Annotated in this window: 20 protein-coding genes and 3 pseudogenes; 14 read left to right on the top strand and 9 right to left on the bottom strand. The window is 65.4% G+C overall.

Annotated elements, in window-relative coordinates:
* Positions 1–13: 13 nt before the first annotated feature.
* Complete coding sequence (locus OHB49_RS46120) at positions 14–253, top strand: DUF6461 domain-containing protein (RefSeq protein WP_443079736.1); 240 nt, start codon at positions 14–16, stop codon at positions 251–253.
* Positions 254–723: 470 nt separating this feature from the next.
* On the opposite strand, the pseudogene OHB49_RS44770 reads toward OHB49_RS46120, so the two are convergent.
* A pseudogene (locus tag OHB49_RS44770) lies at positions 724–1,056 on the bottom strand (zinc ribbon domain-containing protein); the annotation flags it as partial.
* A 464-nt stretch (positions 1,057–1,520) separates the two neighbouring features.
* Between OHB49_RS44770 and OHB49_RS44775 the strand changes: the two are divergent.
* Complete coding sequence (locus tag OHB49_RS44775; protein WP_329167368.1) at positions 1,521–2,453, top strand: ParA family protein; 933 nt, start codon at positions 1,521–1,523, stop codon at positions 2,451–2,453.
* Positions 2,453–3,397 (top strand): hypothetical protein, encoded by a 945-nt coding sequence (locus OHB49_RS44780; RefSeq protein ID WP_329167370.1) that lies wholly within the window; start codon positions 2,453–2,455, stop codon positions 3,395–3,397. Before OHB49_RS44775 ends, OHB49_RS44780 begins: the two co-directional genes overlap by 1 nt.
* 48 nt (positions 3,398–3,445) lie before the next feature.
* Here the strand turns inward: OHB49_RS44780 and OHB49_RS44785 are convergent, their stop codons facing one another.
* The 3 genes from OHB49_RS44785 to OHB49_RS44795 form a co-directional block, all read right to left on the bottom strand.
* On the bottom strand, positions 3,446–4,168 hold the full coding sequence (locus tag OHB49_RS44785) for a hypothetical protein (protein ID WP_329167372.1): 723 nt from the start codon (positions 4,166–4,168) through the stop codon (positions 3,446–3,448).
* Complete coding sequence (locus OHB49_RS44790) at positions 4,165–5,148, bottom strand: ParA family protein (RefSeq protein ID WP_329167373.1); 984 nt, start codon at positions 5,146–5,148, stop codon at positions 4,165–4,167. Before OHB49_RS44790 ends, OHB49_RS44785 begins: the two co-directional genes overlap by 4 nt.
* 1,053 nt (positions 5,149–6,201) lie before the next feature.
* A complete protein-coding gene (locus OHB49_RS44795) occupies positions 6,202–6,636 on the bottom strand; it encodes an alpha/beta fold hydrolase (RefSeq protein WP_329167374.1) in 435 nt (144 codons plus the stop codon).
* A gap of 47 nt (positions 6,637–6,683) precedes the next feature.
* On the opposite strand from OHB49_RS44795, the gene OHB49_RS44800 reads away from it, so the two are divergent.
* Both OHB49_RS44800 and OHB49_RS44805 read left to right on the top strand, forming a co-directional pair.
* A complete protein-coding gene (locus tag OHB49_RS44800; RefSeq protein ID WP_329167375.1) occupies positions 6,684–6,962 on the top strand; it encodes a hypothetical protein in 279 nt (92 codons plus the stop codon).
* A 26-nt stretch (positions 6,963–6,988) separates the two neighbouring features.
* A pseudogene (locus tag OHB49_RS44805) lies at positions 6,989–7,264 on the top strand (transposase); the annotation flags it as partial.
* Between the two features lie 256 nt (positions 7,265–7,520).
* On the opposite strand, the gene OHB49_RS44810 reads toward OHB49_RS44805, so the two are convergent.
* A complete protein-coding gene (locus OHB49_RS44810; protein ID WP_329167376.1) occupies positions 7,521–7,841 on the bottom strand; it encodes a MafI family immunity protein in 321 nt (106 codons plus the stop codon).
* Between the two features lie 31 nt (positions 7,842–7,872).
* Positions 7,873–8,991, bottom strand: coding sequence for an IS630 family transposase (locus tag OHB49_RS44815; protein WP_329167478.1), 1,119 nt, complete (start codon positions 8,989–8,991; stop codon positions 7,873–7,875).
* Between the two features lie 1,160 nt (positions 8,992–10,151).
* On the opposite strand from OHB49_RS44815, the gene OHB49_RS44820 reads away from it, so the two are divergent.
* The 6 genes from OHB49_RS44820 (at position 10,152) to OHB49_RS44845 (ending at position 17,210) form a co-directional block, all read left to right on the top strand.
* Positions 10,152–11,189, top strand: a complete 1,038-nt coding sequence (locus tag OHB49_RS44820) for a bifunctional DNA primase/polymerase (protein ID WP_329167479.1) — start codon at positions 10,152–10,154, stop codon at positions 11,187–11,189.
* Positions 11,186–12,697, top strand: a complete 1,512-nt coding sequence (locus OHB49_RS44825; RefSeq protein ID WP_329167377.1) for a DNA primase family protein — start codon at positions 11,186–11,188, stop codon at positions 12,695–12,697. The genes OHB49_RS44820 and OHB49_RS44825 overlap by 4 nt, the downstream gene beginning before the upstream one ends.
* A 241-nt stretch (positions 12,698–12,938) precedes the next feature.
* The gene (locus tag OHB49_RS44830) at positions 12,939–13,325 is read left to right on the top strand and encodes a DUF6009 family protein (RefSeq protein WP_329167378.1); all 387 of its coding nucleotides are present in this window, start codon (positions 12,939–12,941) and stop codon (positions 13,323–13,325) included.
* 848 nt (positions 13,326–14,173) lie between these two features.
* Positions 14,174–15,289, top strand: coding sequence for a bifunctional DNA primase/polymerase (locus tag OHB49_RS44835; protein WP_443079737.1), 1,116 nt, complete (start codon positions 14,174–14,176; stop codon positions 15,287–15,289).
* Between the two features lie 107 nt (positions 15,290–15,396).
* On the top strand, positions 15,397–16,812 hold the full coding sequence (locus OHB49_RS44840) for a DNA primase family protein (protein WP_329167482.1): 1,416 nt from the start codon (positions 15,397–15,399) through the stop codon (positions 16,810–16,812).
* Entirely contained in the window at positions 16,809–17,210 is a 402-nt protein-coding gene (locus OHB49_RS44845) for a DUF6009 family protein (RefSeq protein WP_329167380.1), read from the top strand. Before OHB49_RS44840 ends, OHB49_RS44845 begins: the two co-directional genes overlap by 4 nt.
* Before the next feature lie 709 nt (positions 17,211–17,919).
* On the opposite strand, the gene OHB49_RS44850 is transcribed toward OHB49_RS44845, so the two are convergent.
* From OHB49_RS44850 to OHB49_RS44860, 3 genes are all read right to left on the bottom strand, one after another.
* Positions 17,920–18,558: a sigma-70 family RNA polymerase sigma factor gene (locus OHB49_RS44850; protein ID WP_329167000.1), complete on the bottom strand. Its 639-nt coding sequence runs from the start codon at positions 18,556–18,558 to the stop codon at positions 17,920–17,922.
* A gap of 319 nt (positions 18,559–18,877) precedes the next feature.
* Complete coding sequence (locus tag OHB49_RS44855) at positions 18,878–19,033, bottom strand: hypothetical protein (protein ID WP_329167381.1); 156 nt, start codon at positions 19,031–19,033, stop codon at positions 18,878–18,880.
* 174 nt (positions 19,034–19,207) lie between these two features.
* Entirely contained in the window at positions 19,208–20,092 is an 885-nt protein-coding gene (locus OHB49_RS44860) for a hypothetical protein (RefSeq protein WP_329167382.1), read from the bottom strand.
* 260 nt (positions 20,093–20,352) lie between these two features.
* Here OHB49_RS44860 and htpG point away from each other — a divergent pair, with 260 nt between their 5' ends.
* The 3 genes and pseudogenes from htpG to OHB49_RS44875 all read left to right on the top strand — a co-directional run.
* Positions 20,353–22,269: a molecular chaperone HtpG gene (gene htpG, locus OHB49_RS44865; RefSeq protein ID WP_329167383.1), complete on the top strand. Its 1,917-nt coding sequence runs from the start codon at positions 20,353–20,355 to the stop codon at positions 22,267–22,269.
* 780 nt (positions 22,270–23,049) lie between these two features.
* On the top strand, positions 23,050–23,355 hold the full coding sequence (locus OHB49_RS44870; RefSeq protein WP_329167490.1) for a hypothetical protein: 306 nt from the start codon (positions 23,050–23,052) through the stop codon (positions 23,353–23,355).
* Between the two features lie 700 nt (positions 23,356–24,055).
* Positions 24,056–24,280: pseudogene (locus OHB49_RS44875) on the top strand (transposase); the annotation flags it as partial.
* Positions 24,281–24,381: the final 101 nt, after the last annotated feature.

Here is a 24,381-nt window from a genome sequence, read left to right on the forward strand (position 1 = left end):
GCTGCTCCGGACAATGTCAGAGGTATCAGCAAAGATCGCAGCTGCGATCGCGACTACTGCCAACTACGCGTGGTACAACGAACGATTCGTCGAACTCTCGAGGGCGTATTGCATGACCCTGGTCCACGACCTGCACCTAGCCGCATTGCTGCGCCGGCTTGTCTGCCGGGCGAGACTGCACTCACCGGAATGCCGGTACTCGTCGACGCGGCATACGAACTCCAGGACAGACACCAGGGTCGCCACACACTGATCGCTCTGACCGCGATCGACTCATGGGCCCTCGTGATCGAACCCAACGGCTACCTCGGCGTCACCGAAGTAGGGCCTTGCTGCTTCGAAAGGCACCCGCTGGGTCTCGCGATGCGACGACCACGAAGGGCAACACCGGCGACACACTCCCCTGGGGCCAGGCCACAAAACAGCGCCTGCAGGTCGAACTCGACGATTCTGGATACCGAACCGGCTCCACCCCGGACGAATTCCGGCACGTCATCTGCCACACCGGCTTCGAGTTTCCGGAAGAACCTGTCCTCATCGACCACTCCCCCGCCGCATCCACCGACCTCGCCCTCGCGGGAACACCCCCACGCAGCTTCGCCTCACTCCCGAACTGCTCCAGAACACACCCTGTCCCACGGCAGTTCTGAGATCCGTTGAAATCTCCTCTGCCTGAAGGCGAGGGGATTCCTCACCGTCAAGGGCTGATCGGGGATGTCTAGCTCAGGCTGCCGGTCGGGGCGGCGCCCTGTCTGGTCTTACGCGATCAGTACTAGCCGGGGTAAGACCAGCGAGGGCCAGCATCACGCAGGCGGAGTTGTCCCGGAGAGACACGGCTCCACACGTGGTGCAGGCATAGGTTCGTTCCGAGAGAGGCAGTGCGTGCTTGGTTCTCGATCCGCACGTCGCGCAGTCCACGGTGGTGTGCGCGGGGTGCACAGGCCGGATCTCCCACTCGTGCTTGCGGCTCATCTCGACAGGGGGCGCCTTCGTCGCGCTGATCGCGGCATCGGCGGATTGTTGGGCAGTGGTGGACTTGGCGAGGAATTTCGCGCGGGCATGACTACCGGTGACAGATTCTGCGGGCACGTCCCAGACAACTCCAGCCGCCGTAGGCCGGAGCCCTGCCCTGCTCTCACAGATCTAGCGCAGGGCACGAAGTATTACGCCGTAATACCGCCCGCCAGTGAGCCTGCCCTGGCCGCGTAACGGCACGTGCTTGGGATCAGGAGGCCTACGTCGCCAGGCCGTACGTAACGGCGGACGTACCCGCAGAACCCCTCGGCCGCCTTGACTGGACTCCACCTTCACACGTCAGGGACAGGAATGTGGCTGCACGACTCTCGCCCTACGCCCGCACTGCGCTGATCGGACCCTTGGGGGAACTGGGCCGTGCCGTGGACTCCCCAATTGGGGAGTCCACCCTTGATATCGCTCCATGGACGGATTCCGGTGTGCCAGGATGCCGGTACCGCGCCTGTCCTGACGCGGATGTGGGGTACGCAAGGAGGCCAGCTCCGGTGCTCAACGATCCTTTGGAACTGATCGACCCACCAGCGAACAGCGTCGTGATCGGCACGGGCAAGGGCGGCGTTGGCAAAAGCACGATCGCCGCGCATCTGGCCGGCTCCTCGGCGGCAGAGGGCCGACGCACCCTGCTGATCTGCCTGACAAGCCAGGACGATGACGACCTCGGCATCAAGCGATACGGCAGAGGCATTCACCCTGCTGGGCCGACCGTCATAGACGGGCAGGGCCTGTATCGCGCTGTCTACGACCGCACACCGCTACTGCCTGTCCGTGAAGTGCGCCCCAACTTGGATGTGGTGCCGGGCGGCGAAACAGTGGGCGAGCTGATCCAGCTGCTGATGCACCGGATGATGGGCGAAGGGGCCGGGGTGGCACTCTCCCTGGCTCGCTCGCTGGCACCCATCGCCGGCTGGTACGACCAGATCGTCATCGACAGCGCTCCGGAGAACGACTCGCTCGAGCAACTGGCCGTCGCAGCGGCACGCGTCCTCGTGGTGCCCACCCGGTCGGATGACTCCTCTATCCAGGGCATGGAGCGCATCTCCCGAAACTTCAAGATGGTGCGCCGCCAGGTGAACCCACACCTGCGCGTCGGTGGAGCCTTCCTCTATGCATCGAACCCGACCGCGACGTCGATGCACGCAGAGGTGAAGGAGGACATCCGTGCAGTCCTTGGAATCACGACCCCGATCCTGTCGACCGTGGTCGGCTACCGCGAGAAGCCGGCCCGCAACTCACGCAAGAAGGGCCTGCTGTTCTCCGAATATGCAGAGCTTCTGCCGATGAGTGCCAAGGGGTACGACGTGGCTGCCGGCCGCGCGAAGGTCGCGGACGTTGTACCCGAGGCCATCGTGGGCCTGGCAGACGACATGCGGGCCCTGACCACCGAGATCTTCGAGCACTGCAGGAAGGCAACAGGCTGATGGGCGGCGACCTGTTCAGCGACGACGAGTTGGGAACGTCCCCGACCATGGGCACCGGCCTGATGGGACGGGGCTACCCGGGCGTTGTCCAAGACGCAAGCGTGGTCATCAAGGCACCGGTCGGCACGACGCTGGAGTCGATTCCACTCCCCCGCCCCCCAGCGAGCGAAGGAGAGCTCAGCTCTGATGAGGAGGAGACCTTCGAGGCGTGCAAGGCAGGGGTCGACAACCTCCACAAGGCCTTTTGGATCGCCGGCAAGGCTCTGGAAACGATGAGGACCGGCAACCTGCACCGGAACTCCGGAGTGCCGAACTTCGCGGAGTTCATCTGGATCAACTGGGAAATCTCCGAGTCGCACGCTCAACGGCTGATGGCTGAGTGGCGGATAGGAGAAGCGCTCGCTGGTCTGGGCTGGCGGCCCCGGGAGTCCCAGGTGCGTGAGCTGACGCCCGTCGCCAAGAATCACGGCGAGGACGCAGCGGTGGCCGTCTACGACACTCTGGCACGTGGCGGAGGACGCGTGACAAGTAGCGCGCTGAAGGATGTGGTGAGGCAACTGCCAGCCATTCCTTCCGGCGCTGTGCCCGCAGATGTCGAACGGGCAGTCCGCGAGATCCTCAAGGCTTCGGGGCCAACCACGGCAAGCGGGACCGGCAGTCTTACTGAGGTCCCGGCCGGGGACGCAGCCGCGGTCACCTCCTCAGCGAATGACTCCGCAGGTGGGAGAGACAGCCAGAGGCCTGATCCGACCGACTCCGAGGACGTACGTCGGCTCATGCAGGCTCTCGCCTCTGTGACGGATGCTGCGAAGACGGTCAGCCGTCCGGCAGTTCGACGTGCCGTCGATGAGCATCCTGAAGCCGCCATGCTGGTTGTCAAGGAGATCGAGACGCAGCTCGGCAAGATCGGGCGGGCGATCGCCCTGCGAAAGCCGGCCCGCTAAAGGCTCCTACACAAGAGCGGGACGGCTCATGGAGCCGCCCCGCTCTCACTACGCCTCCCCGGACGCTCTCCTGCGTGGGCTCTCATTGGGCAACGGTGGAAGGAAGGCGTCCAGAGCACTGTTGAGGAAGTCGGACCGGTTCGGAAACGCGTACGCAGAGGCGAGGGCGTCGATGACCGCCAGCTCGCGGCTGGAGGGACGGAAACTCTGCTGACGGCTGTCTTTGACCGATCCCCGGGCCGTACGCCGGGCCGGCACCTCACCGAACAAGCCATCCGGGTCGCTGTCTTCCTCCTGCACAGGCTGTCTCCGGTGGCGCAGAGCCTCGCGCAGGGAACCGAACAAGTCGTGCTTCTTGGCGTGGAGCACAGCGCGACGCACCACGACAGCGTTCGTCGGCTCATGACCGGTCGTCACTTTCTGGGTGAGCTGGTAGTGCGCGAACCGCCTCCGCACGTCGGAACTCACCATGATCGTGCACTGGCCGGCCTCTTGCCCCCTCTCCCCCAGTTGCGGCACCTGCACCTCGACGACGACCGCCGGTACCGCGGAGTGTGAACCCTGATTGGCAACAGTCGGCAGCACAGGCTCGGGCTGACTAACCGGTGCTGGAGCGGGAGATGCCTCAGGAGCGGGCGCATCCGGGGTGGACTTCCGTCGCCGGACGGGAGGGGCTTGGAAGGCATTGCTGGCCGCTGACGCGAAGGCCTTCAGGCCGTCATCGTCGGGAAGCCCACCCCGCTTCCTGGGCGTTCTGGTGGAATCGGTCATGCCGCCTCACTCTCCGTTCCGGCACCGCGGTCAAGCGCGATCTTCGCCTGCATGATCTCGATGGCCAGCGACTGGTAGTCCCCCGCGAGTGCCTTCACCGAACGCCGAAGACTGGGTTCAATTGCCGTGCTGGCCCCCATCTCGTGCGCGACACGGCCGGCCATCCGGCACGCCACTGCCGCCGCCTCTACATGGCGGATCGTCTGGCTGAAGACAGGGGCAGCGCCATTGAGATCCTCCTCCAGTTGCTCCTTGATCTTGGCCTGGACATTGGTAGCGCTCGCGTTGGTGGCGAAAATGACGACGCCGAGCAGTCGCAGCATCGGGTTGAGGACGCGAGCCTGACCGAACCGTCTGGCGACTGTGCGCAGCCCCTTACGCGAGGAGGGATCGGATTTGGAGGGGATGAGGACCAGGTCCCCTGCTGCGAGTGCCTGGAGTTGCAGGGGTTCTGACCCAGGGGCAACGTCCAGGATGATCACGTCGTAGTCGTCGCGGACAGCGTCAATCGCTGCGGCGTACATACCCATCCAGGCGTTCTGATCCTCAGCGTTGTCGTAGCGCGAGGCTAGACGGCGTTGGCAGTACAGCTCTTCGACGACGTCCTCGAGAACAGCTCCGCCAGGCACGACAAACAGGCCTGGACGTGCCTCGCCGGTCGGAGTGAGTACCTTGCCGTCGAGGATCGCGGTGGCCTGAGCCTCGCCGTCGTCGGCAAGCACGGTTCCTGTGGTTCCGAGGTCCTCGCCGTTGTTGCCCTGCTCGTCCATCTCCATGAGCAGGACCCGGAGCCCGATGCCGGACCAGGCCGCACCCAGGGCTGCAGACAGGGAACTCTTGCCTACACCGCCCTTGCCATTGACGATCACGAATACCTTGGCCTGGTGCACACCCTCCGACATGAGCTGAAGGCGCCGCCGCACTGCACGTTTCACCTCGATCAGATCGATGGCCGGGAGCGAGTGGAGAGCGAAGGGCACAGAGATCACCTCCAGTCATAAAATGGACATCATGTGATCATCGACGGTACGGGTGCTGCGAGTGCTCTCACGCAGGACACACACGTCGTGAAGTGCTGCGGTGCCGGTGTCCACCCGGTTGGACGCAGAGGCTGACACCGCAGCCGACGACATCGCGTGCACTATGCTGAGCGCCGCATATAAGGCAAACCATAGCGGTACGGCTAGCACGCCATATAGGGGCATGTACCGCCTAACTGGAGAGTCGACACTTGTGGTCGGGCGACTAGGTCGGGCAACCAGGCCACGACAACTCGACCGCAAAGTATGGCTGAGCGCTTCTGTTGGCCGACCGAGCGTCCGAGTTGACCTGCGGCGGCTGGCCCTCCCTTATGGCGAACAGGTGTTCCACCGGCCCGAGGTCTGGTTGTTGCCGCCGGGGTCTCGGTGGGTTGCCCAGTTGCAGGTGTGGATCGACGGCGAGGATGTGGTGACGGTCGGCGAGGGAGGCCGTGGCCCGTTTACGGTGGAGGCTCTGGCCGCCGACGGTCGCAGTTGGCTGCGGGCGACCCGGAGAGCGGCGACGCGTCGTGGTGGGGGAGAGCCCGATTGCACGGGCAGATGTTGCGGCTTCCGCTCAGTGTTGGTGCAGCGGCAGAGGTGCGTTGTGGAGCGGTTCGTCAGGTTGGGCGTCCACGCAGTGATGATGTCAACCGGCTCACACGGCATCTCGCAGGGAATCCCGGGCTTCAGGACTCTGCTCAGGAATGCGTGATTCGGGCCCCACGACCACACCAATCATGGGGGCCAACGTGCCGGTAGCGAAAGGCGGCCTCGAACATTTCACCTCGCCGCCGATCAGTACGACGTCGAAGTGGCCCGAGCAAGATCAGGGATGGACACCAGCCGCGGCGCACTCGTGTTCTGCCTCCTAATTTCACGATCTGCACCGTGCCCGCCTCCCAGTAGGACGCCCCGCGCGAGCGTACGTGCGCCAGTTGGCAGAGCTGAGTTCGATCCAGCAGACGGCCGCCAGCTGAACGCGGCCACACCAACGGAGGGCCCAGCGCGTCTCTACGCAGACAGACCGGCGAGAAAATGGGAGACCAGGCGATACACGATGTCGGGTTGTTCCAGGTGCAGGTCGTGCCGGGTCTCGCGAACGCTGACTGACATGGTCGGGACGCGGCGGCGCATCAGTTCATCGACCCGTGCAGGCGAGATGAAGCTCGACTGGGCCAGCATGAGCAGAGTGGGGCAGGTGACGCGCTCCCACTCGTGGGCAAAGGAGTGCCGGGCAGCGTCCGCCACGGACTGGACCATCACGTCCTGGTCGAAGCGGGGCCACCATTGCCCACCGCGTTCCTCCAGGCCATCCGCCCAGCCCATGCCGATTGCCCCGCCGCCGAAAAACTGGACCGCAGCATCGCGCGAGGCAAAGGAGGCCGGCCACGAGTCGAACCACCGGCGGATATGAGCCGGCCATGCACCACATCCGACATCGCGCACTGATCCACCGTGCACCGGGATTATGGGTCGGCCGTTACCGTCGAGTTATGGCGCTACGCATGGAGTGGTCGATGGAAGGCTCTTTCTCTGGGGCGGCAGGGCAGACCGTGCGCGACGTGCGAGAAGCTGTGTACTGGCTCGACACGTCACTGGTGCGGGTCCAGGAGCGCGCGAACCTGCCCCCATTTGAGTCCGATCGGCTCGGCCAGTGCGCGCGGCTCCTGCGCGCCCGGATGCTCGACGAAGCAGACAGTGTCACGGCGCGCGGTAAGCAGTGGTCGGCCACTGTCGGCCCTCTCAGCATGACACTCACCCCGACCGGCTGAAAGCCGGTGCACAGAAGACGCAAGAGCGGGCGGCCGACGGCAACTGCCGACCCTTGATCTTCCACCTCAGTGCTGGACAGGCAGGGGATACACCCGCATTCGCGGACGTGATGGCCCGCCCGCGTCTTCCTCGAGTGCGAGGGCGCCCCGGCACTCGGCCGGACCTAGTCTTGGCCGACAAGGGGTACTCCTCGCACGCCATCCGTGTGCACCTGAGCAAGCGGGGAATCCGGAGAGTCCTCCCCGTTCCGGCCGACCAACTCGGCCACCGCCTGCGGCGGGGGAGCCAGGGCGGCAGACCACGACTTGCCGATGGGCTACCAGCAACGCTGGTAGCCCATCGGCCGTTCTACCCGGCCTGTTCTGCGCGCGCTTGCTCAGGAGGCGCAGTAGAAGCGGGCCTTGCCGGCGAAGTTGCGGTCGGCGGCGGCAACGTCCCGGCCGGTCTGTTCCGAGGTCGCGTCCAGGACCGTCGACAGCAACTTCGGGGGAGTGTTGCCGGTGGAGTAGGGGCGGCCGTCTGGTGCTCTGACCGGGAAGGTTCGCCGGATTGGTGGATCATTCCTGCTCGGAGGCAGCGGCGAGGCGGCGGCGGCAGAAGTCGGCAGCCGTGAGGTGGGGCCTGTGCAGCGCATCGCTGTAAAGGCGCATCTCACGAGCCGCTTGGTCCAGGTGCTGCCAGAAGCTGAGGGGCAGGTCGAGGTCGTCACCGAGATCGACCAGGCAGTCGAAGGCGAGTCCCAGCTCGTTGTGCTCCAGGAACTCCAGCGTCGCTGAGAGGTCGATGTCCGGCAGGCGTGTGAGGTGGGCTCGGGCGGCGTCGAGGTGGTCACGGGTCTGATTCCAGCTGGCCTGCAGAGCCTCACGATCATCGGTCATGGTGCCAGTGTTGCCGGTGCCTTGATCGGGGTCACGCGACTTTCGTTGGTCGTCCGCCCCAGCGGATGCGCTTCTCGCTGCGGATGCGAGCACGCTCCTTCCGCTGGGCGGCGAGGACGTCGGGGTGTCGGGCATTTTTGTTGCGCCATCGCAGGTAGGCGTGCAGGGCACGGGTCTGGACCGTGTGATTGCGGTGGTGGGAGTTGGCGACGGTGAACTGCCGTAGCGGCCCGAAGTGGGCCTCTATCGAGTTGGCCCAGGACGCGTAGGTCGGGGTGAAGCACAGTTCGACCCGATTGTTCTTCGCCCAGCGCCGGATCATGTCGCCTTTGTGGGCGGAGAGGTTGTCCAAGATGATGTAGATCGGGGCGCCGTCCGGGCGGGCCGCGCGGATCGACCTGAGTGCGGTCAGGGTGTTGCCAGCTCCCTTCTTGCGGCGGTTGACGCCCCAGAGGGTGTCGTCGCCGACGGAGTAGCAGCCGTCGAAGTAGCGGACGCCGTGGGTGCGGTGGTAGGTGGCGGGGTGCCGTTCGGGGTGACCGGCAGGGGCCCAGGACGAGCCGGCGGTGGGTCGGATGCCGAGCGGGCCGAACTCGTCGAACGCGAAGACCCGGTCGGGGAAGCGGTCCAGGACGTGTTCGATACGGTCGAGCTTGGCGTCGCGCTCAGGGTCCGGGGATTCCTTCCACGTCTTGGTGCGCTGGAAGGTGATGCCGCGGCGAGCGAGTAGGCAACGTAACGCCTCGCGGCCGATGCAGATGACGCGGCCGTGGGCTTTCCGCAGGTAGGCGGCGAGTTTGCGGATGGACCAGCGGGTGAAGGGCTGGCCGAGTTTGGTCGGGCGGGTGGTGGCCGTCTGGATGACGAAGTTCTCGTCGTCAGGACTGAGCAGGCGGGGACGGCGTCCCGCCCACTGAGGGTCCAGGCAGGCGAGGTCGATCTCGTTGAACCGGTGGATCACGTCCCGGACGGTGTCCTCGTCGGCCTGCACCAACTGCGCGATCACTGGCACCCGGTTTCCGCCGGCGGAGGCCAGCAGCATCATCGCGCGCCGGTAGCGCACCGAACTGGTGCTGCCCCGGCGCACGATCTGCTGCAGCTTCTGCCCCTCCTGATCGGTCAACCTGCGCACACGGACGGGCTCTGCCACCACACCCCCAACGATCGGACGGACGTCACCGCACATCCAACCGTCGCCATCACCAACCCGGCGAACCTTCCCGGTCAGAGCACTAGATGAACTGATCGGCCGTTTTCGCGTACTTACCGGTCGAGGAATCCTTCGCTCAGTACAGCGACCGCGCAGGGGCCCCCGAGCTGGACTAGGCGATCGACATCAAACTCGAGTGCTGGCCTGGTGCGGCCGCTACCCGGCCTTCCCTCGCCTGCTCGTGGTCTTTACTGGCGGGTTCGAAGCCGCCTGGCTCGATGTATTGCTGATCGGTGAATGCTCGCCGACACTGACCTGACGCTCACCGATACCCCAATGCGGAGCGGCCTGCGGACGTGCTCCGGTTGGTCGGTCGGGGGCGTGAGCGGACTGTCTGCGCCGGGGGAACTGGTCGGAGCGGGCGGGCCCGGTTATTGGAGGAGGGTGGCTATGTGCTGGCAGTGCCCCGCTGGCTTCGGTCCCTGGCTTCAGTCCCTTGGTAAAACAGCAGGTCAGAGGGGGTTCGGTGCCTGATTCAGGGACTGAAGGGACTCAAGTTGAGCGTTATGACGTCACTACGTGTGCGCGTATGCGCAGGCGTATGAATCTTGTTCTAGACGTATTAGGGCTAGCTCATAATTAGGGATTTCAGTCCCTTCAGTCCCTGATCTGCTACCTATACGTGCTCTGACCTGCATCTTCTGTCAGGGACTGAAGCCAGGGACCAACGGCATCCCGGCCCTGGTTCTCAGTCCAAGCGCGTTCTGGCTCAAGCCTGCCTGCCATCCGGTAACCCCGCCCGCCCCAGGGCAGGCTCTGTTCCGCCGGCTCTACTTCTGGCCTCCAGTCCCTTCAGCCTCTCGCAAAACGTCACATACTTCGCATATCACCTCAACGGAAGGCTGTTTGTCAGGGGCTGAAGGGACTCAAGGGACTCAAAAACTGATAGAACGGCACGCGGGGGAGTTCCCCGGCCGAGGATGACCTGAGCCCTAGACTCATTCCGAAAGACAGTCCCTTCGGTCCCTGAACCTGCAGACACGGACCCCTGTGACCAGCATTCTTGTCGTAGGGACTGAAGCCCCTACGACCGGACCGATAAGGACGACTGCGTGCCGCGCCACGGTAAGACGAGCCCGGACACTTCCCCGGCCAGCTCCGTGCCGTCGCTTGCCCTTGCACGCTGGTGCGCAAGCAACGGCTGGCCGGTCCATCCTCTTGCGGTGGGCCGCAAGACTCCCGCCGCGAACTGCTCAGCCTGCAGGGACCGGCACCACAACCCCAAGGCCTGCCCCTGTTTGCCAGCAGGCAGGCCTTGTCATGGCTTCCACGCCGGCACGACCAACCCGTTGCGCATCGAGAAGTGGTGGACCGATAGCCCCCGCTCCGGTGTAGGAGTGGCCTGCGGGGCGGCCGGCCTCGTCGTCCTCGACATCGACGCCCACTCTGCCCCGGTGCCGGACCGAAGCCGGTTGCTCCCGGGTATCGCCATCCACGAATCGGTCAACCTGGCTGGACTCGCTTCGGGCTTTGACACGATGGCGTTGCTAGCCGCCTTTCGTCGGCAGCCCAACCCTGCCGACGACGAGAACACCTTGCGCGTTCGCACTCCGTCGGGCGGCCTCCACGTCTGGTATCGCAACACGGTTGCCGGAACCCGTTTCCGCTCCTCGACGGGTTCGAGCCCGAGGGTCGCGCTCGCCTGGCAGGTTGATGTGCGGGCAGAGGGCGGCTACATCATCGCGCCCGCTACCCGCACCTCCCAGGGCAGCTACGAGGCGGTCGGCCCGGCTCGTATGCCGGCCCCGTTGCCTGACTGGCTCGCGGCTGAGCTGATCCGGACGGGCCACACGGTCTCCTCGGCACCAACGCCGCAGACCGCCTCGACTCTGCCCCGTGCTCGACAGGCGAGCAAGCCGAAGTCCGCTCACCGGATCCTGGACCCACACCTGGCTGAAGTCGCCCAGTGCGCGGCCACACCAGAAGGCGCGGGGTTTACCGAGAAGCTGAACCGGGCTGCGTTCACCGCAGGCGGCCTTGCCGCCGCAGGACACCTCAGCGAATCCATCGTCCGTGAACTTCTTGCCGCCGCCGCGCACGAGGCACGCCCCTGGCAGATATCCCGCAACGAAAAGCTCATCAATGACGGTCTCGCCGCCGGGGCCGCCCGACCGCTCCATCTCAAAGGACGTTCATGAGCAGCGCCGAAAGCACCCGCTTTGACGCAACTGCCGCCGCTCAGCAGATGCTCAATCTCGAAGCCCTGCAGCCCGCCCCGGCCCTCCCGGTGCAGGCTGCTTCCGCGTCCCCCTTGTCGACTCAGAGCCAGTTGCCCAGCACTCTTACCGACCGCGGTAATGCCAAGTTGTTCGTCCGCCTCTACCGCAGCCAGTTCCGGCACGTTGAGGGCCTGGGCTGGTTTGCCTGGGACGGCTACAGGTGGAAGCGGACCGGCGGCGAGAAAGCTGCGCTGTGGGCGGCGGGGGAGATGGCCGAGGAGATGCCGGATACCGATCTCCGTGGCATCTTCAGCGACCGCGAGCTCTGCGTCCACAAGAAGCGCACCTTGTCGACCACTGGCATGAAGGCCCTGCTGACCCAGGCGAAGGCATCCCCGGACCTGTCCGTAGACCCCGACACCCTGGACGGCGATCCCTACGCCCTGTGCACCCCTGAAGGCGTCGTCGACCTCACGACCGGCCGCCTGCGCAAGCCCGATCCCACACGCGACTTTCACTCCCGCGCCACGAGCGTTGCCCCCCTGAACATGCCCACCCCTCGCTGGCACCAATTCCTGGCCGAGACCTTCGGTGACGACGCCGAAGGCCAGGAAATGATCGACTTCCTGCACCTGCTGCTCGGCTACTCCATCACCGGCGACGTCGGTGCCCAGGTCCTGCCCTTCCTCCACGGCCAGGGAAAGAACGGGAAGTCTGTTCTTCTTGACGTGATGATTCAGATCCTCGGCGACTATGCGGACGCAGCCCCGCCCGGTTTCCTGATGGACCGAGGTGCGTTCTCCGAACACTCCACCGAGCTCACAGAGCTTCACGGCCGGCGCCTGATCGTCTGCAGCGAACTCAAGCCGAACGACCGGTTCGACGAAGCCCGCGTTCGCCTTCTTACCGGCGGAGACAAGATCAAGGCCCGCCGCATGCGGCAGGATTATTTCTCCTTCACGCCCACCCACCACCTCTGGCTGCTCGGTAACCACCGCCCCGAAGTCTCCACCGGTGGCTTCGCGTTCTGGCGCCGCATCCGTCTGTTGCCCTTCGAACGGATCGTCCCCGACGAGCGGAAGATCGACAACCTCGCCGTGGAACTCGTCGGTGACGAAGGTTCAGGCATCCTGCAGTGGCTCATCGAGGGCGCTCGCCGCTACCTCGCGACCCGTGACAGCCTCGCCGGACCGGACCGGGTCCGTATCGCCACGAGCGCCTACGCCAACACCGAAGACCACATCGGCCGCTTCCTCGCCGAATGCTGCATTCACGACCCTGAGAAGCAAGAACTCCGTGTTGAACAGGGCTTGTTGTACGCCTCCTACAGCACCTGGTGCACTGCCAGCGAAGGTATCCGCCCCGCCACAACCCGCACCTTCGCCACCCGCGTCCGGCAAGAAGTGGGCCTCGCCTCACCCGCCGACATGATCAAATCCAACGGCCGGAAGTTCTACCCCAACCTCGCCCTGGTAGCCGAGCAGTGAACCACACACACCCGCCCGCCCCCGCCCGCCCCCGGCAAGGCCCCCTAGGCCCTCGCTCCCGGCCGGTCTACGATGACGGCAAAGCCCACTGCTACGAGGCACCACCTCACGCAGTGACATCACGGCCCCCAACGGGAGCCCACAAATTGTTGGCACGGGAAATCAGCGCCTACCAGGTACGTGGGGAACAATCCGGGCACCACGTGAATCGGTGCCCACAAATGAAGGAGAGGTCGCGGCCATGAGCTCGCTCCTGACCGACGGCGATCTCGCCCACGAAGCAAACGTGGTGTGGATTGAGGACCCCGAAAACCTCGACTACGTCCGCCAAGCCCTGGACAAGACCCCCCGTCGCCGCAGCAAGCCCCGATACGAACGCGACGGCCGCATGATCGGGTACGTCGAGCTCGACGGCACCGCCGAAGCCGACCCAGACAGCGGCCTCTACCGGCGACGCGTCTTCTTCCTCCTCCCTCACGACCGCGACTCCGCCCCAGAAGGTGTCTACCGGCAAGGAGCACCGGGAGAAGCAGTCGACCCACGAACCATCCGGCCAAATCGGGTGGGGGAGAAGACACCACGCTCTCAGCGTGGGATCGCCTCCGCTATAACCCCGGCCAGCTCGTAGTCCGCCGTCCGGACTGCCTGCGCCCGCTTTAGTCGACTGCGCCCCCGCCTCACGTTGGGGGCGCAGTCGACGACGACCTTGGCGACAGCAACCCACGTGCACGGTGGCGTTAGCGAAACCGAACGCGGACGCGGACTCAACGTGCACGTGCTTTCCTGAACGCTGAGCGCATCAACCGCCGGCTGTCGACCCCGACGACATCGACGCCCGCCACCGCGACCCGACGGTGCGCTGCGTCGTCGAGCAGGACTGCGACAAGTACACCATGGCGCGCAGCTGGAGATCGCGCTGCGCTTCGTAGGCGGAGCCCCACCGTAAACGCTCCAGCTCATCACTGCACCGGCCGGTGACCGTCGTCACAGCGACTCAAGGGACTGGACCTCGTAGGCCCGTTCGCCGGCAGGTTCCTTCGGTCGCTTCAGTCGCTGGCCGTGGAGGCCCGGCCAGCGACTGAAAGCCTGGCACGCCGCAGGATGCTCAGTCGCTGCCTCGGTATACGCCAAACATGCAGGTCAGAAGACTTCTTGCGACCAGAGCAGCGACCGAAGCGACTCACAGTGCCTGTATATGCCGTCATTCTTGAGTGTGCGTGTGTGTCATATATAGAAGACTTCAGTCGCTTCAGTCGCTTTCTGTCTTCCAGCAGGCTTCTGACCTGCAGCTTTCGGCGAGCGACGAGGCCAGCGACTCAAGCTCGCTGGGTCGCTGCCCCTCGCTCTTGGTCGCTGGTACACCTGGCCTGCCTCGACACGGAGCCTCTGTGTTTCCAGGGGTGTCCGCACGTTGCCACGTACTTCGCTAGTGTGTGTTCATTGTTGAGTCGCTTCAGTCGCTGATGGGGGAACCACATGCCTGCTGAGCTGCGGATTTCTCGCAGCGACTCAAGGCAGTCAGTCCCTGAACGTTCAGTCGCTGACTCCTTGATGCTGGCTACGGCCAGGTGGTGTGCCAGCCGCGGGTGGCCAGTGCACCCGCTGACGCCTGGACGCAAGACACCAGCCGGAAACTGCCCTCGGTGCCGTGAAGCAAGGCACTCCCACCACAGGTGCGACTGCCGGGAAGCTGGTCGGTGGTGCCACGGATTTCACGCCGCCACCCTCGACAGAGCCCAAATCGACCAGTGGTGGAGCCACACGCCCGATTTCGGTGTGGGCATCGCGTGCGGCCCCGCAGGACTGGTCGTCATCGACGTCGACGCTCACCAGCAGCCGCTCCCGGACCGGCACCACGTCCTGCCCGGCATTCCGATCCCGGAGGGCGTCGACCTCCGGGGACTGGCCAACGGCTACCACTCCCTTGCCGTCCTGGCCGCTTTGCGCGGCGTAGCGAGCCCCGCCGACGACGTGTCCACCCTGCGCGTGCAGACCCCATCAGGAGGGCTTCACGTCTGGTACAAAGCGACTGACGGACGACGCTGGCAGTGCTCGACCGGATCGGGCGGCGGCCGGGCGCTGGCCTGGCAGGTAGACGTGCGTGCCCACGGCGGCTACATCATTGCCCCCGGTACCACAACGAGCGCAGGAACCTACACACCGCTCGGAACGACTCGGGAGCCTGCACCGCTGCCGACGTGGCTGGCCCAAGAACTTGAGCGCACCGGGCACCTTCCGGCTCCGAGTGTTCCTGCCCCGCGGTCTGTTCCGCCACGTGCCCGCCAGGCTGTCATTGCAGCTGGCGGCGGCGCCGACCGGGCCAGCCGCACCCTGGCCACCGTCCTGGGCGAGGTCGCCGCCTGTTCAGCCGTGGCTGAAGGAGCGGGGTTCTCGGACAAGCTCAACCGTGCCGCTTTCACCGCAGGCGGGCTGGTTGCAGCGGGGCACCTGGCTGAGCAAGCTGCCGCCCAGGCACTGCAGGAGGTAGCCGACGTGGCCCGCCCCCGCCAGACGCGCCGAATCGAGCAGATCATTCGCAGCGGCATGAATGCTGGCAAGCAACATCCTTTGGATCCGGGGAGTCGCTCGTGACTTCCTCCGCCAGCGACGACGGTTTCCTCTTCAACTTTGATCCGCAGGCCGTAGCAGCCCAGATCCTTGCTCAAACGGCAACGCCGCTGCCGGCGCAGGCAGGAGAAATGCGCTTGGCAGCAGTGCGGGACAGTCCGGCCACGCCCGTCGGCCTGCTGCCAGATACGCTCTCGGACCGCGGCAACGCCAAACTGTTCGTGAACCTGTATGCCAACGACTACCGTCACGTTCCCGGCCTTGGCTGGTTCCGGTGGGACGCCACCCGCTGGCAGATGGACGAGGACGATGCCGTCGTCTGGGCAGCTGGCGACCTCGCAGAGAACCTGGCCGTCAGCGACCCTCGAGGCATCTTTACCCCGACCGCGCTGCAGCAGCATCGACGCCGGGCCCTGAGCACGTCGGGCATGAACGCCATGCTCACCCAGGCCAGGTCCGCCCCGGGCATGGTCCTCAACGCCACGCTCCTGGACGCTGACCCCTACGTTCTGTGCACCCCCGCAGGCGTGGTCGATCTGCGCACCGGCCTACTGAGAACACCCGACCCGAACAAGGACTTTCACTCCCGCTCGACCTCGACCGGACCGACACACGGCCCTACCCCGCGATGGGACCGCTTCCTTGCCGACACGTTCGGCGACGACGCGGAAGGCACGGAAATGATCGACTTCCTGCACCTGCTGCTGGGCTACTCCATCACCGGCGACGTCGGCGGGCAGGTAATGCCGTTCCTGTTCGGATCCGGCAAGAACGGCAAGTCCGTCCTCCTGGATGTGCTCATGAAACTGTTGGGGGACTACGCCGACGCTGCCCCACCCGGCTTCCTGATGGCCCGCCCCTATGAGGGCCACCCCACCGACCTGGCTGAGCTGCACGGCCGTCGCGTCATCGTGTGCTCCGAGGTCAAACCCGGTGACAAGTTCGACGAGGCACGCGTCAAACTCCTGACCGGCGGGGACCGCATCAAAGCCCGCCGGATGAGGCAGGACTTCTTCAGCTTCGCCCCCACCCACAAGCTCTGGCTGCTGGGCAACCACCGACCCGAAGTCGGCACCGGCGGCTTCGCCTTCTGGCGCCGCATGAGGATGATCCCGTTCGAACGTGTTGTCTCCGACGACCGCAAAATCGACAACCTTGCAGACATCCTGGTCGCTGAAGAAGGCCCCGGCATCCTCAACTGGCTGATCGAGGGGGCACGCCGCTACCTCGCAGGCGACAAAGACCTCACCGGCCCCCAACGAGTCCGCATCGCCACCACCGCCTACGCAGAAACTGAAGACCATACCGGACGTTTCTTCGAAGAGTCCTGCGCTCTCAACCCAGAACATCGAGCCGAGCAGACCAGGCTCTACGCCGCTTACAGGGACTGGTGCCAAAATGAAGGAGCACCTGCCATCTCATCCCGAGCCTTCGCCACCCGGGTACGTGATCTGGTCGGACTCGCGTCGCCAAAGGAAATGAAAGTGTCCAACCAGCGAAAGTACTACCCGGGCATCGGATTGCTTGCCGACGAGGAGACAACGTGAGCTCCCTCATCACAGAGGACGAAATCTGCCACGAGACCGCACTCGTCTGGCTCGAGGATACGACCGACCTCGACTACGTACGCCAGAGCCTCGACCGGCTGCCCACCCGCCGAGCCAGACCTGCATACCACCGGGACGGTCGCATGGTGGGATACGCACTCCTTGGCTCCAACGCCAAACCTTCACGCTCATCGGGCACCTTCCGACGACGCGTCTTCTGGCTCCTGCCGCACGACCGAGATACCGACGCCAACGGTGTCTACGCCACCGGAGCACCAGCCGAGGCCATCGACCCCCGGACCCTTGCTCCGGCGAGCAAGGGATGTAAGACCGAACGGTCCGAGGGAGGCCCCCCCTCCAGCGCGATGCAAGAACTAGGCATAACACTCCCTCTCTGAAAAGCAGCACCACCCTCGCCATGCCGCAAGGGTTCTCCGCGATCACTGAGCCCGGCGATACAGATTGATGTCCTCGGAGGAGCACCTGTGCAACCCACGGCGGACGGCACAGGGCGTGGACGGCTGATGACTCAGGTAGAGGATCTCGACAGCCCAGTCATACGTGCACGCTGCGTTACCTGCAAACGTGCACCACGCACGTGGCTACCCGTGAACGCGGATCCTGGCTCCTCCACCGCAGCCGTGTGGTCCTCCACCGCAGCCGTGTGGTCCTCCACGCCTGCCAGGGATGCCGGCCGGGCATTTGTCGGCCCGCCCCACGAGCTGTCGCCGACGGAAGTACAGTCGCTGTTCGGCGAGAGCCCCGGAAGTCGGCGATGCGTGCCCGGATTCGCCGGCGACGGCTCCGGCCGGACAACCCACGTGTGCAGCGCAGAGCCCCCTGCCCGGAGTCATCGGGACGCCGGACGAGTGGCATATATCTTCTGTTGTGGTGCGGCTGGAGGGGGGCTTGGTGTGGTCTGCAGGCGGGGGTGGGCCTGTTTGCGGCGAGGAGGGCGCTGAGGACAGGAGGATCAGGGGTGGCGGATTGTGTGTTGCACGGTGTGCTGTCTCGGATGTGCCGTGTCTGATCACAGGCTCTGTGCTTGTGCCACTGTCCTTAGCGGCGGCTCGTTTCCGGAGCCCGTCAGCTCGGGTGTTGGGGCGTTTACTTTGCGAAGCCGGCTTCTTTGAGTGCGTGCTTGAGTGTTTTGATGGCGTAGTGGGTGCGGGATTTGACGGTTCCGAGGGGCAGGCCTAGTTCTTTTGCGGTTTCGAGCCCGGTCAGTGATCTGAAGTACAGGCAGTGGATGACGGCTTGTTGCTCTGCCGTCAGCGATGCGAGGGCTTTGTGGATCAGTTCTGCGACCAGTAGTCGGTCGTAGCCGTGTTCGGGTTCGGGGATCAGGGTGAGCACGGCGTCGTTGCACTCGGGGGGCCGTACTCGGCGTGCTCGGTCCGCGTCGATCGCGATGCGTCGGGCGACGGTGAACAGCCAGGGCCGGAACGATTCGAACTCGCGGCTGGCGTCGAGTGCGTTGGGGTGTTTCCAGGCCCGGATCAGGGTTTCCTGTGTGATCTCCTCCGCACGCCAGCGGTCGCCACGTGTCAGCGACAGGCAGAATCGGTGCAGTGCGGATCCGTGCAGCTCAACGATGCTTTCCATCTGGGCCGCGGTGGCGGTCCGCTGAGCCGGAGCTGTGTGTGCGCGGTGCGTCGTGGGGGTTGCCGTGGGCGGGTGGGTCGTGTCACGGAGGGGGGTGTCGTGGCGGCCGGCGTTGCGGCGGGTGAGGAGCGCGGTTGTCATAGTGATCCCCCTCTTTTGACGGGGCGGTCCGCCGCCCCGTCTGCTGACAGGAAACACTCTGCTCAAGTACTTCCTCGGAAACATCGGCCACCTGACGTACGACCGCCCTCGAAGCGACACCAGGCACGTACGTCACGCCGGTGGCATCCTTGAGCGCAGGGCGCCGTAAGCACGAGAGTTGCACCGGGCGACCGGCGAGCGCGGTGTCGTCGCAGGCCTGACAGCAGAAGATCTCTTGTGAGGGCCAGTTCTCCGTCGCGGTGTGTCCGCAGCCGGGGCACGTCCGGGAGGTGCTGCGGGAGTTCACGGCCGTCACTTCTCATCCGGCGCTTGCAGCCTGTGTGTTCAGGCGCGCGAGGAACACCCACCATCCGGCATCACTGATCGAACGGTTCGCCGGGCCATAGCTGTGGCCCTCGGGGAGGAAACGACCGCGCGCCTCGAGGTCGTTTTTGGGTGCGGGCGCCTTGCGCATGCTGCGGATTGTGAGGCCTTTGCGTGCGATGACATCGTGCGCGCAGACCAGAGCGAGAGCGGTCTTGTGCGCGTGGTCGAGCCGCTGACGCCGAACCTTGCCAGGCAGGCCTCGGAGCCCTAGCTGGGGAAGCCACGAAATGAATGCCGCAGAGTGACGGAACTCCCTGCGTGACTACTGAGCGGGACGTCTGCGGTGTGGTCGGCGCCTCTGATGAGGCATTGGGTCCCCCGTTTGGGAACCTGAGGGCTGTTCCGGGATCTCGGGTTGTGCCTGGTAGGTGAACTCGGTGGCGAGCATGAGGGCCCGGCGGGCTTCGTCGGTGGTGGTGGCGGGCTGTTTGCGCTCGCGGGCAAGCTGATGGATCTCGCGGACGAAGCCCTCGATGAATGTGCTGAAGTTGGCCCGCTCCAGTGCGGTCTCCCGGTGGTCGATGGTGTCGGTGATCTCGCTGAGCCAGTACTCGGACATGGTGGTCACAACGAAGCCGTCCTGGTGCTCGACGAGCATCCGCCCGATGCGCAGGGCGAGAGGGAAGCGCCGCTCTTGCGCGACTACTCGAGCCCGCTCGGCCCGCTCCTCGGCCAGCGTCCGATCTTCGTGCTTGCGGGCCGTCTCGGGAGAGCGTCGCTCGTCCGGTTCGCGGACCTGCTCAGCCTTCAGCCGCCGGGCCTTTTGGTAGGCCCCCTGTTTCGACGTCACGCACAGCGCTTCGTTGAAGTGATGCCACGGCACTCCGGCGGCTCGTCCTTGTTCCACTGCCTTGAGCTGGCCGGCGTCCGCCTGCTCGCGCAGGTGCTGCCATAGCTTCGCTCGCAGCACTGCGGCCTCGCCCACGACGTTCACCGGCACGTCCTCCGGTTGCTTCAGTTCGGAGGCCGTTCTGGCCGCGTGCTGGAGCACGAGGAACAGTTCCTCCGAAGCCGGGAACCGTTCGAACTCGGGGTCCCTGCCCAATCGGTGCAGCTCGCGCAGACGGTCGGCGATGACTGCCGTGTTGATCCGGCCCAACCGGACCGGCAGCCGCTTCGTACGGGGTTTGCTGATCTTCTTGGCCACACCAGAAGTCTGCACTCCTAGGGGGTTCCCAAACTGGGAACCCCCTAAGGTGACCACCTATGAAACAATGGCGCCGGAGACCAGGCGGGGGAGCGGGGCCATATCCGCGATCTGTTTACGATTCGTGGGGTCAGGCGGCGTTCGCCGACGGTGGTGTCTCATCTGGGGGTGCCCCGGACACGCCGGTGATGGCGCGGCGATCTGCCCAGTCCCTGGCTCTGACGTTTGATCACGCTTTCATCCCCGAAGGAGAGAACCCCGTGGGTAGCAGCGTCGAAACCCTGGAGTTCCAGGCCGAGTCCCGTCAGTTGCTGCAGATGGTGATCCACTCGATCTACTCAAACAAGGACATCTTCCTGCGCGAGCTGATCTCGAACGCGTCTGACGCACTGGACAAGCTGAGGCTGGAGTCGCTGACCGAGTCCGAACTCGAAGTCGACATCTCCGACCTGCATATAGTCCTGGACATCGATAAGGACACCCGCACGCTGACGATCCGAGACAACGGGATCGGCATGAGCCGGGACGACGTCGTCGAGCTGATCGGCACGATTGCCAAGTCCGGTACCGCCAGCCTGCTGGACAAGCTCAAGGACGCGAAGGACGCCGCCGCGGCGCAGAGCCTGATCGGCCAGTTCGGCGTCGGCTTCTACTCGGCGTTCATGGTCGCCGACAAGGTCACCTTGCGCACCCGGCGGGCCGGCAACAGCTCCGGCACCTGGTGGGAGTCCGACGGCGAGGGCACCTACCAGATCCAGGAAGTCGACGACCTGCCCGTGGGAACCTCGGTCACCTTGAACCTCAAGCCCGCCGACAGCGAGGACGGGCTGGCCGACTACCTGGCAGAGTGGAAAATTCGCCAGATTGTGAAGCAGTACTCGGATTTCATCCGCTGGCCGATCCGGATGGCCACCGAGCGCACCGACGCTGACGGCGCCCCCTCGCACACGGTCGACACACTCAACTCGATGAAGGCGCTGTGGGCCCGGCCACGCAGCGAGGTGTCCGACGCCGAATACACCGAGTTCTACAAGCAGATCAGCCACGACTGGCTCGCCCCGGCCGAGACCATCCATATGCGCGCCGAGGGCACCTTCGAGTACGAGGCACTGCTGTTCATCCCCGCGCAGGCACCGTTCGACTTGTTCTCCCGCGAGACCAGGCCTGGCGTGCAGCTGTACGTCAAGCGCGTTTTCATCATGGACGACTGCGACGCGCTCATGCCGAACTACCTGCGCTTCGTCAAGGGCGTTGTGGACGCCCACGACCTGTCCTTGAACATCTCCCGCGAGATCCTCCAGCACGACCGACAGATCCGCGGCGTACGCCGGCGCCTGGTCAAGAAGGTTCTCGGCGCACTGAAGGCCATGCAGGCAGGCGACGCCGAGCGTTACACGGAACTGTGGGCCCAGTTCGGCCGAGCGCTCAAGGAAGGCCTGATCGAGGACGGCGACAGCATCGACGTTCTTCTAGAGCTGGTGTCGGCCGCCTCCACGCACGACCCGGAGAAGCCCACTACCTTGCGCGAGTACGTCGGACGCATGAAGGACGGCCAGGACGCCATCTACTACCTGACCGGCGAGACCCGCGCGATGGTGGAGAACTCCCCGCACATGGAGGCCTTCGCTGCCAAGGAATACGAGGTCCTGATCCTCACCGACCCGGTCGACGAGATATGGACCGACCAGATCGAGGCCTTCGACGGCCACCGCCTGCAGTCCGTCGCCAAGGGCCAGGTCGACCTCGACGAGCGGGCCGACGACGACCAGGAACCTGGAGCCGAGAAGGCCAAGCGCGAACAGGATTACGCAGCCCTGCTGCCCTGGCTGACGACGACCCTGTCCGAACACATCAAGCAGGTCCGGCTCTCCTCCCGGCTGACGACGTCGGCAGCCTGCATCGTCGGCGACGCTCACGACATGACCCCGAACCTGGAGAAGATGTACCGGGCCATGGGGCAGCAGATGCCCACCATTAAGCGGACCCTGGAGCTCAACCCCACTCACCCCCTCATCGCCGCACTGCGCTCGGCCCACGAGACCAAGCCCGATGACCCCGCCCTCGCGGAGATTGCCGAGCTGGTCTACGGCAGCGCGCTGCTCGCCGAAGGTGGCGAACTTCTCGACCCCGCCCGCTTCACCCGGCTGCTCACCGACCACCTGCCCCACCCGCTCTGATCCCATTGGGTGCGGCTCGCCACGTCTCGAACCGCTTGGCCGGTCGCACCCGCCTGGGGCATCGCAAAGATGAGCCCGATAGGGCCATGGGATGATCTTGAAGCCCTCAGCCTTCGCGGTAGGCGTACCTGCGGCCGGAGAGCAGGACCTCGAGCGCCTGGTCGCCGTTACCGACGACACACGAAGCCAACTGGTGCACCGCGCCCTCAACAACAACGCACCCGACGCAGTCCGGACAGTCGCTGCCGACGACCCGAGAGTGAACCTGCGCCCAGACGTGACCGTTGGCGCGCTACCAGAACGCGGCCTCATGAGATCCGGGACCGATCAGCGGCGGCACCAGCCGCCGGTCCCATGGCAACCCAAACAGCTCGGCGCCTGCGGCCCGGGTTTATAGTCTGCGGCGACAAGCGGGAGCGCGAGAGATCGCGTCGGCACTGGGGGACTCATGACGTTCGATCACAGAAGTGCCGCGGCTACCGCCGCACTGGCGTTCGCCGCCTGTTGGTGCCTGGCGGCCTGCAACAACGGTTCCGGTTCGGCAGCACGCGCAAGCGCCGCGCCAACGTCTGCCCGGAACGCGTCGGGATCCGCGACGTACTCGGCCTCGCCCACACCGACAAACTCGCAGGCGGTCGCGGCATCCGTCAGCAGCCTAACCGCGGTGGCACCTCACCCGCCCCCACCGCCAAAGCGAACGCCGACGCCTCACGGACGACGGCAGCGTCGAGCGCCTAGGCCAGCCCCGTCGCATGCAAGAACCTGGCGGCCACTGCCGACGTGAAGTCTGCAGTGACCCAGACCTGGGAGCACGCCAAGAGAGTCAGCCACATCCAGCCGAAGCCCGACAACTTCTACTACGGCAGCTGCGGCACCACGCTCTATGCAGCCGCCCGCTTCGACGCTGGTGCTGACGCGACAGGCGAGGACCGAATCCAACTCCAGGATGAGGGCTCGGGCCTGCAGTTCTTTCGATTCACTCCCAGCTCCGGGTGGTGGTTCGTCGGCTCCGACGCTTATCCGCCCAGCAATGAATGCTCGCGGTTCGCGCCCGTTGCCCTGGCACGCCAGTGGAACTGCTCCTGAGCGGAGCCCCATCCGGCGTCCGAGCAACCGCGTCCTCCGCACCGCCGCTCGCCCGCTGGCGCAGCCCTTACAGCCGGGCAAGGCCCGCCGAACCGGAGTCACGTCTTTCCCGGTGATCTCGCCCCCTCCGGCCCGACGCAGGAACTCCGTCACATCCATCAGGCTGTGCGCCATGCCGAGGATCTCCCCGTCGACACGCATCCGGCGGCCGCCGGACTCATCGGACGGATTTGGCCGCCGGCCTTGTCGGCGACCTGACCATCCCCGGCCACCCCGCAGCAGGAGCAGCGCACCTTCGAGGACCTGGCGCAAGCCATCACCCGGCTCCGCAACACCCTTGAATGATGGGGTGGCTTTGCTCACGAGAACGGGCTCTGGCTAATTTTCGTGGTGGCTGCGCTTGAGCTGGCCAGGCCGGCACGCTCAGGAAATTTGCATGTCAGGGACTGCGGTCGTCGTTGCGGCGAGGGCCGATCCAGCTAGCTCCACAGAAGTGATGCTGTTGGTGATCATCGCTCGGTGGGGTGAAACCGCTCCGGCATGCTGTTCGTGCTGGTGGTCGGTGTGCTGCTGTTGTCGAGCGGGGTAGTTCTGCCGGTCGGAGGGGGCCGGGATGGCAATGGGGTGTGGTTCGGGTCGGGTGGTTCCGCCGCTGACCGTGAAGATGGCCCGGGCGAGTAATCCGCGGGGTACCGCAGCGATGTGGATCCGTGACCGGCTGGACGAGTTGTTCGTGGATGAGGACTTTGCAGCGTGGTATCCGTCGGACGGGCGCCCGGGTCTGTCGCCGGCCCGGCTCGCGCTGGTGTCGGTGCTGCAATACACGGAGAATCTGACCGATCGGCAGGCGGCGGAGGCCGTCCGGTGCCGCCTGGACTGGAAGTACTGCCTGGGCCTGGAGCTGGACGACGCAGGTTTCGACTTCTCGGTGCTGAGCGAGTTCCGTGACCGGCTGGCCGAAGGGGGCCGCGCGGACCGGCTGCTGGCTGTGATGGTCGAACGTCTTGCGGCCGCCGGTCTGGTCAA

Origin of the sequence: Streptomyces sp. NBC_01717 (assembly GCF_036248255.1) — a bacterium.
In the GTDB taxonomy this organism is placed as follows: domain Bacteria; phylum Actinomycetota; class Actinomycetes; order Streptomycetales; family Streptomycetaceae; genus Streptomyces.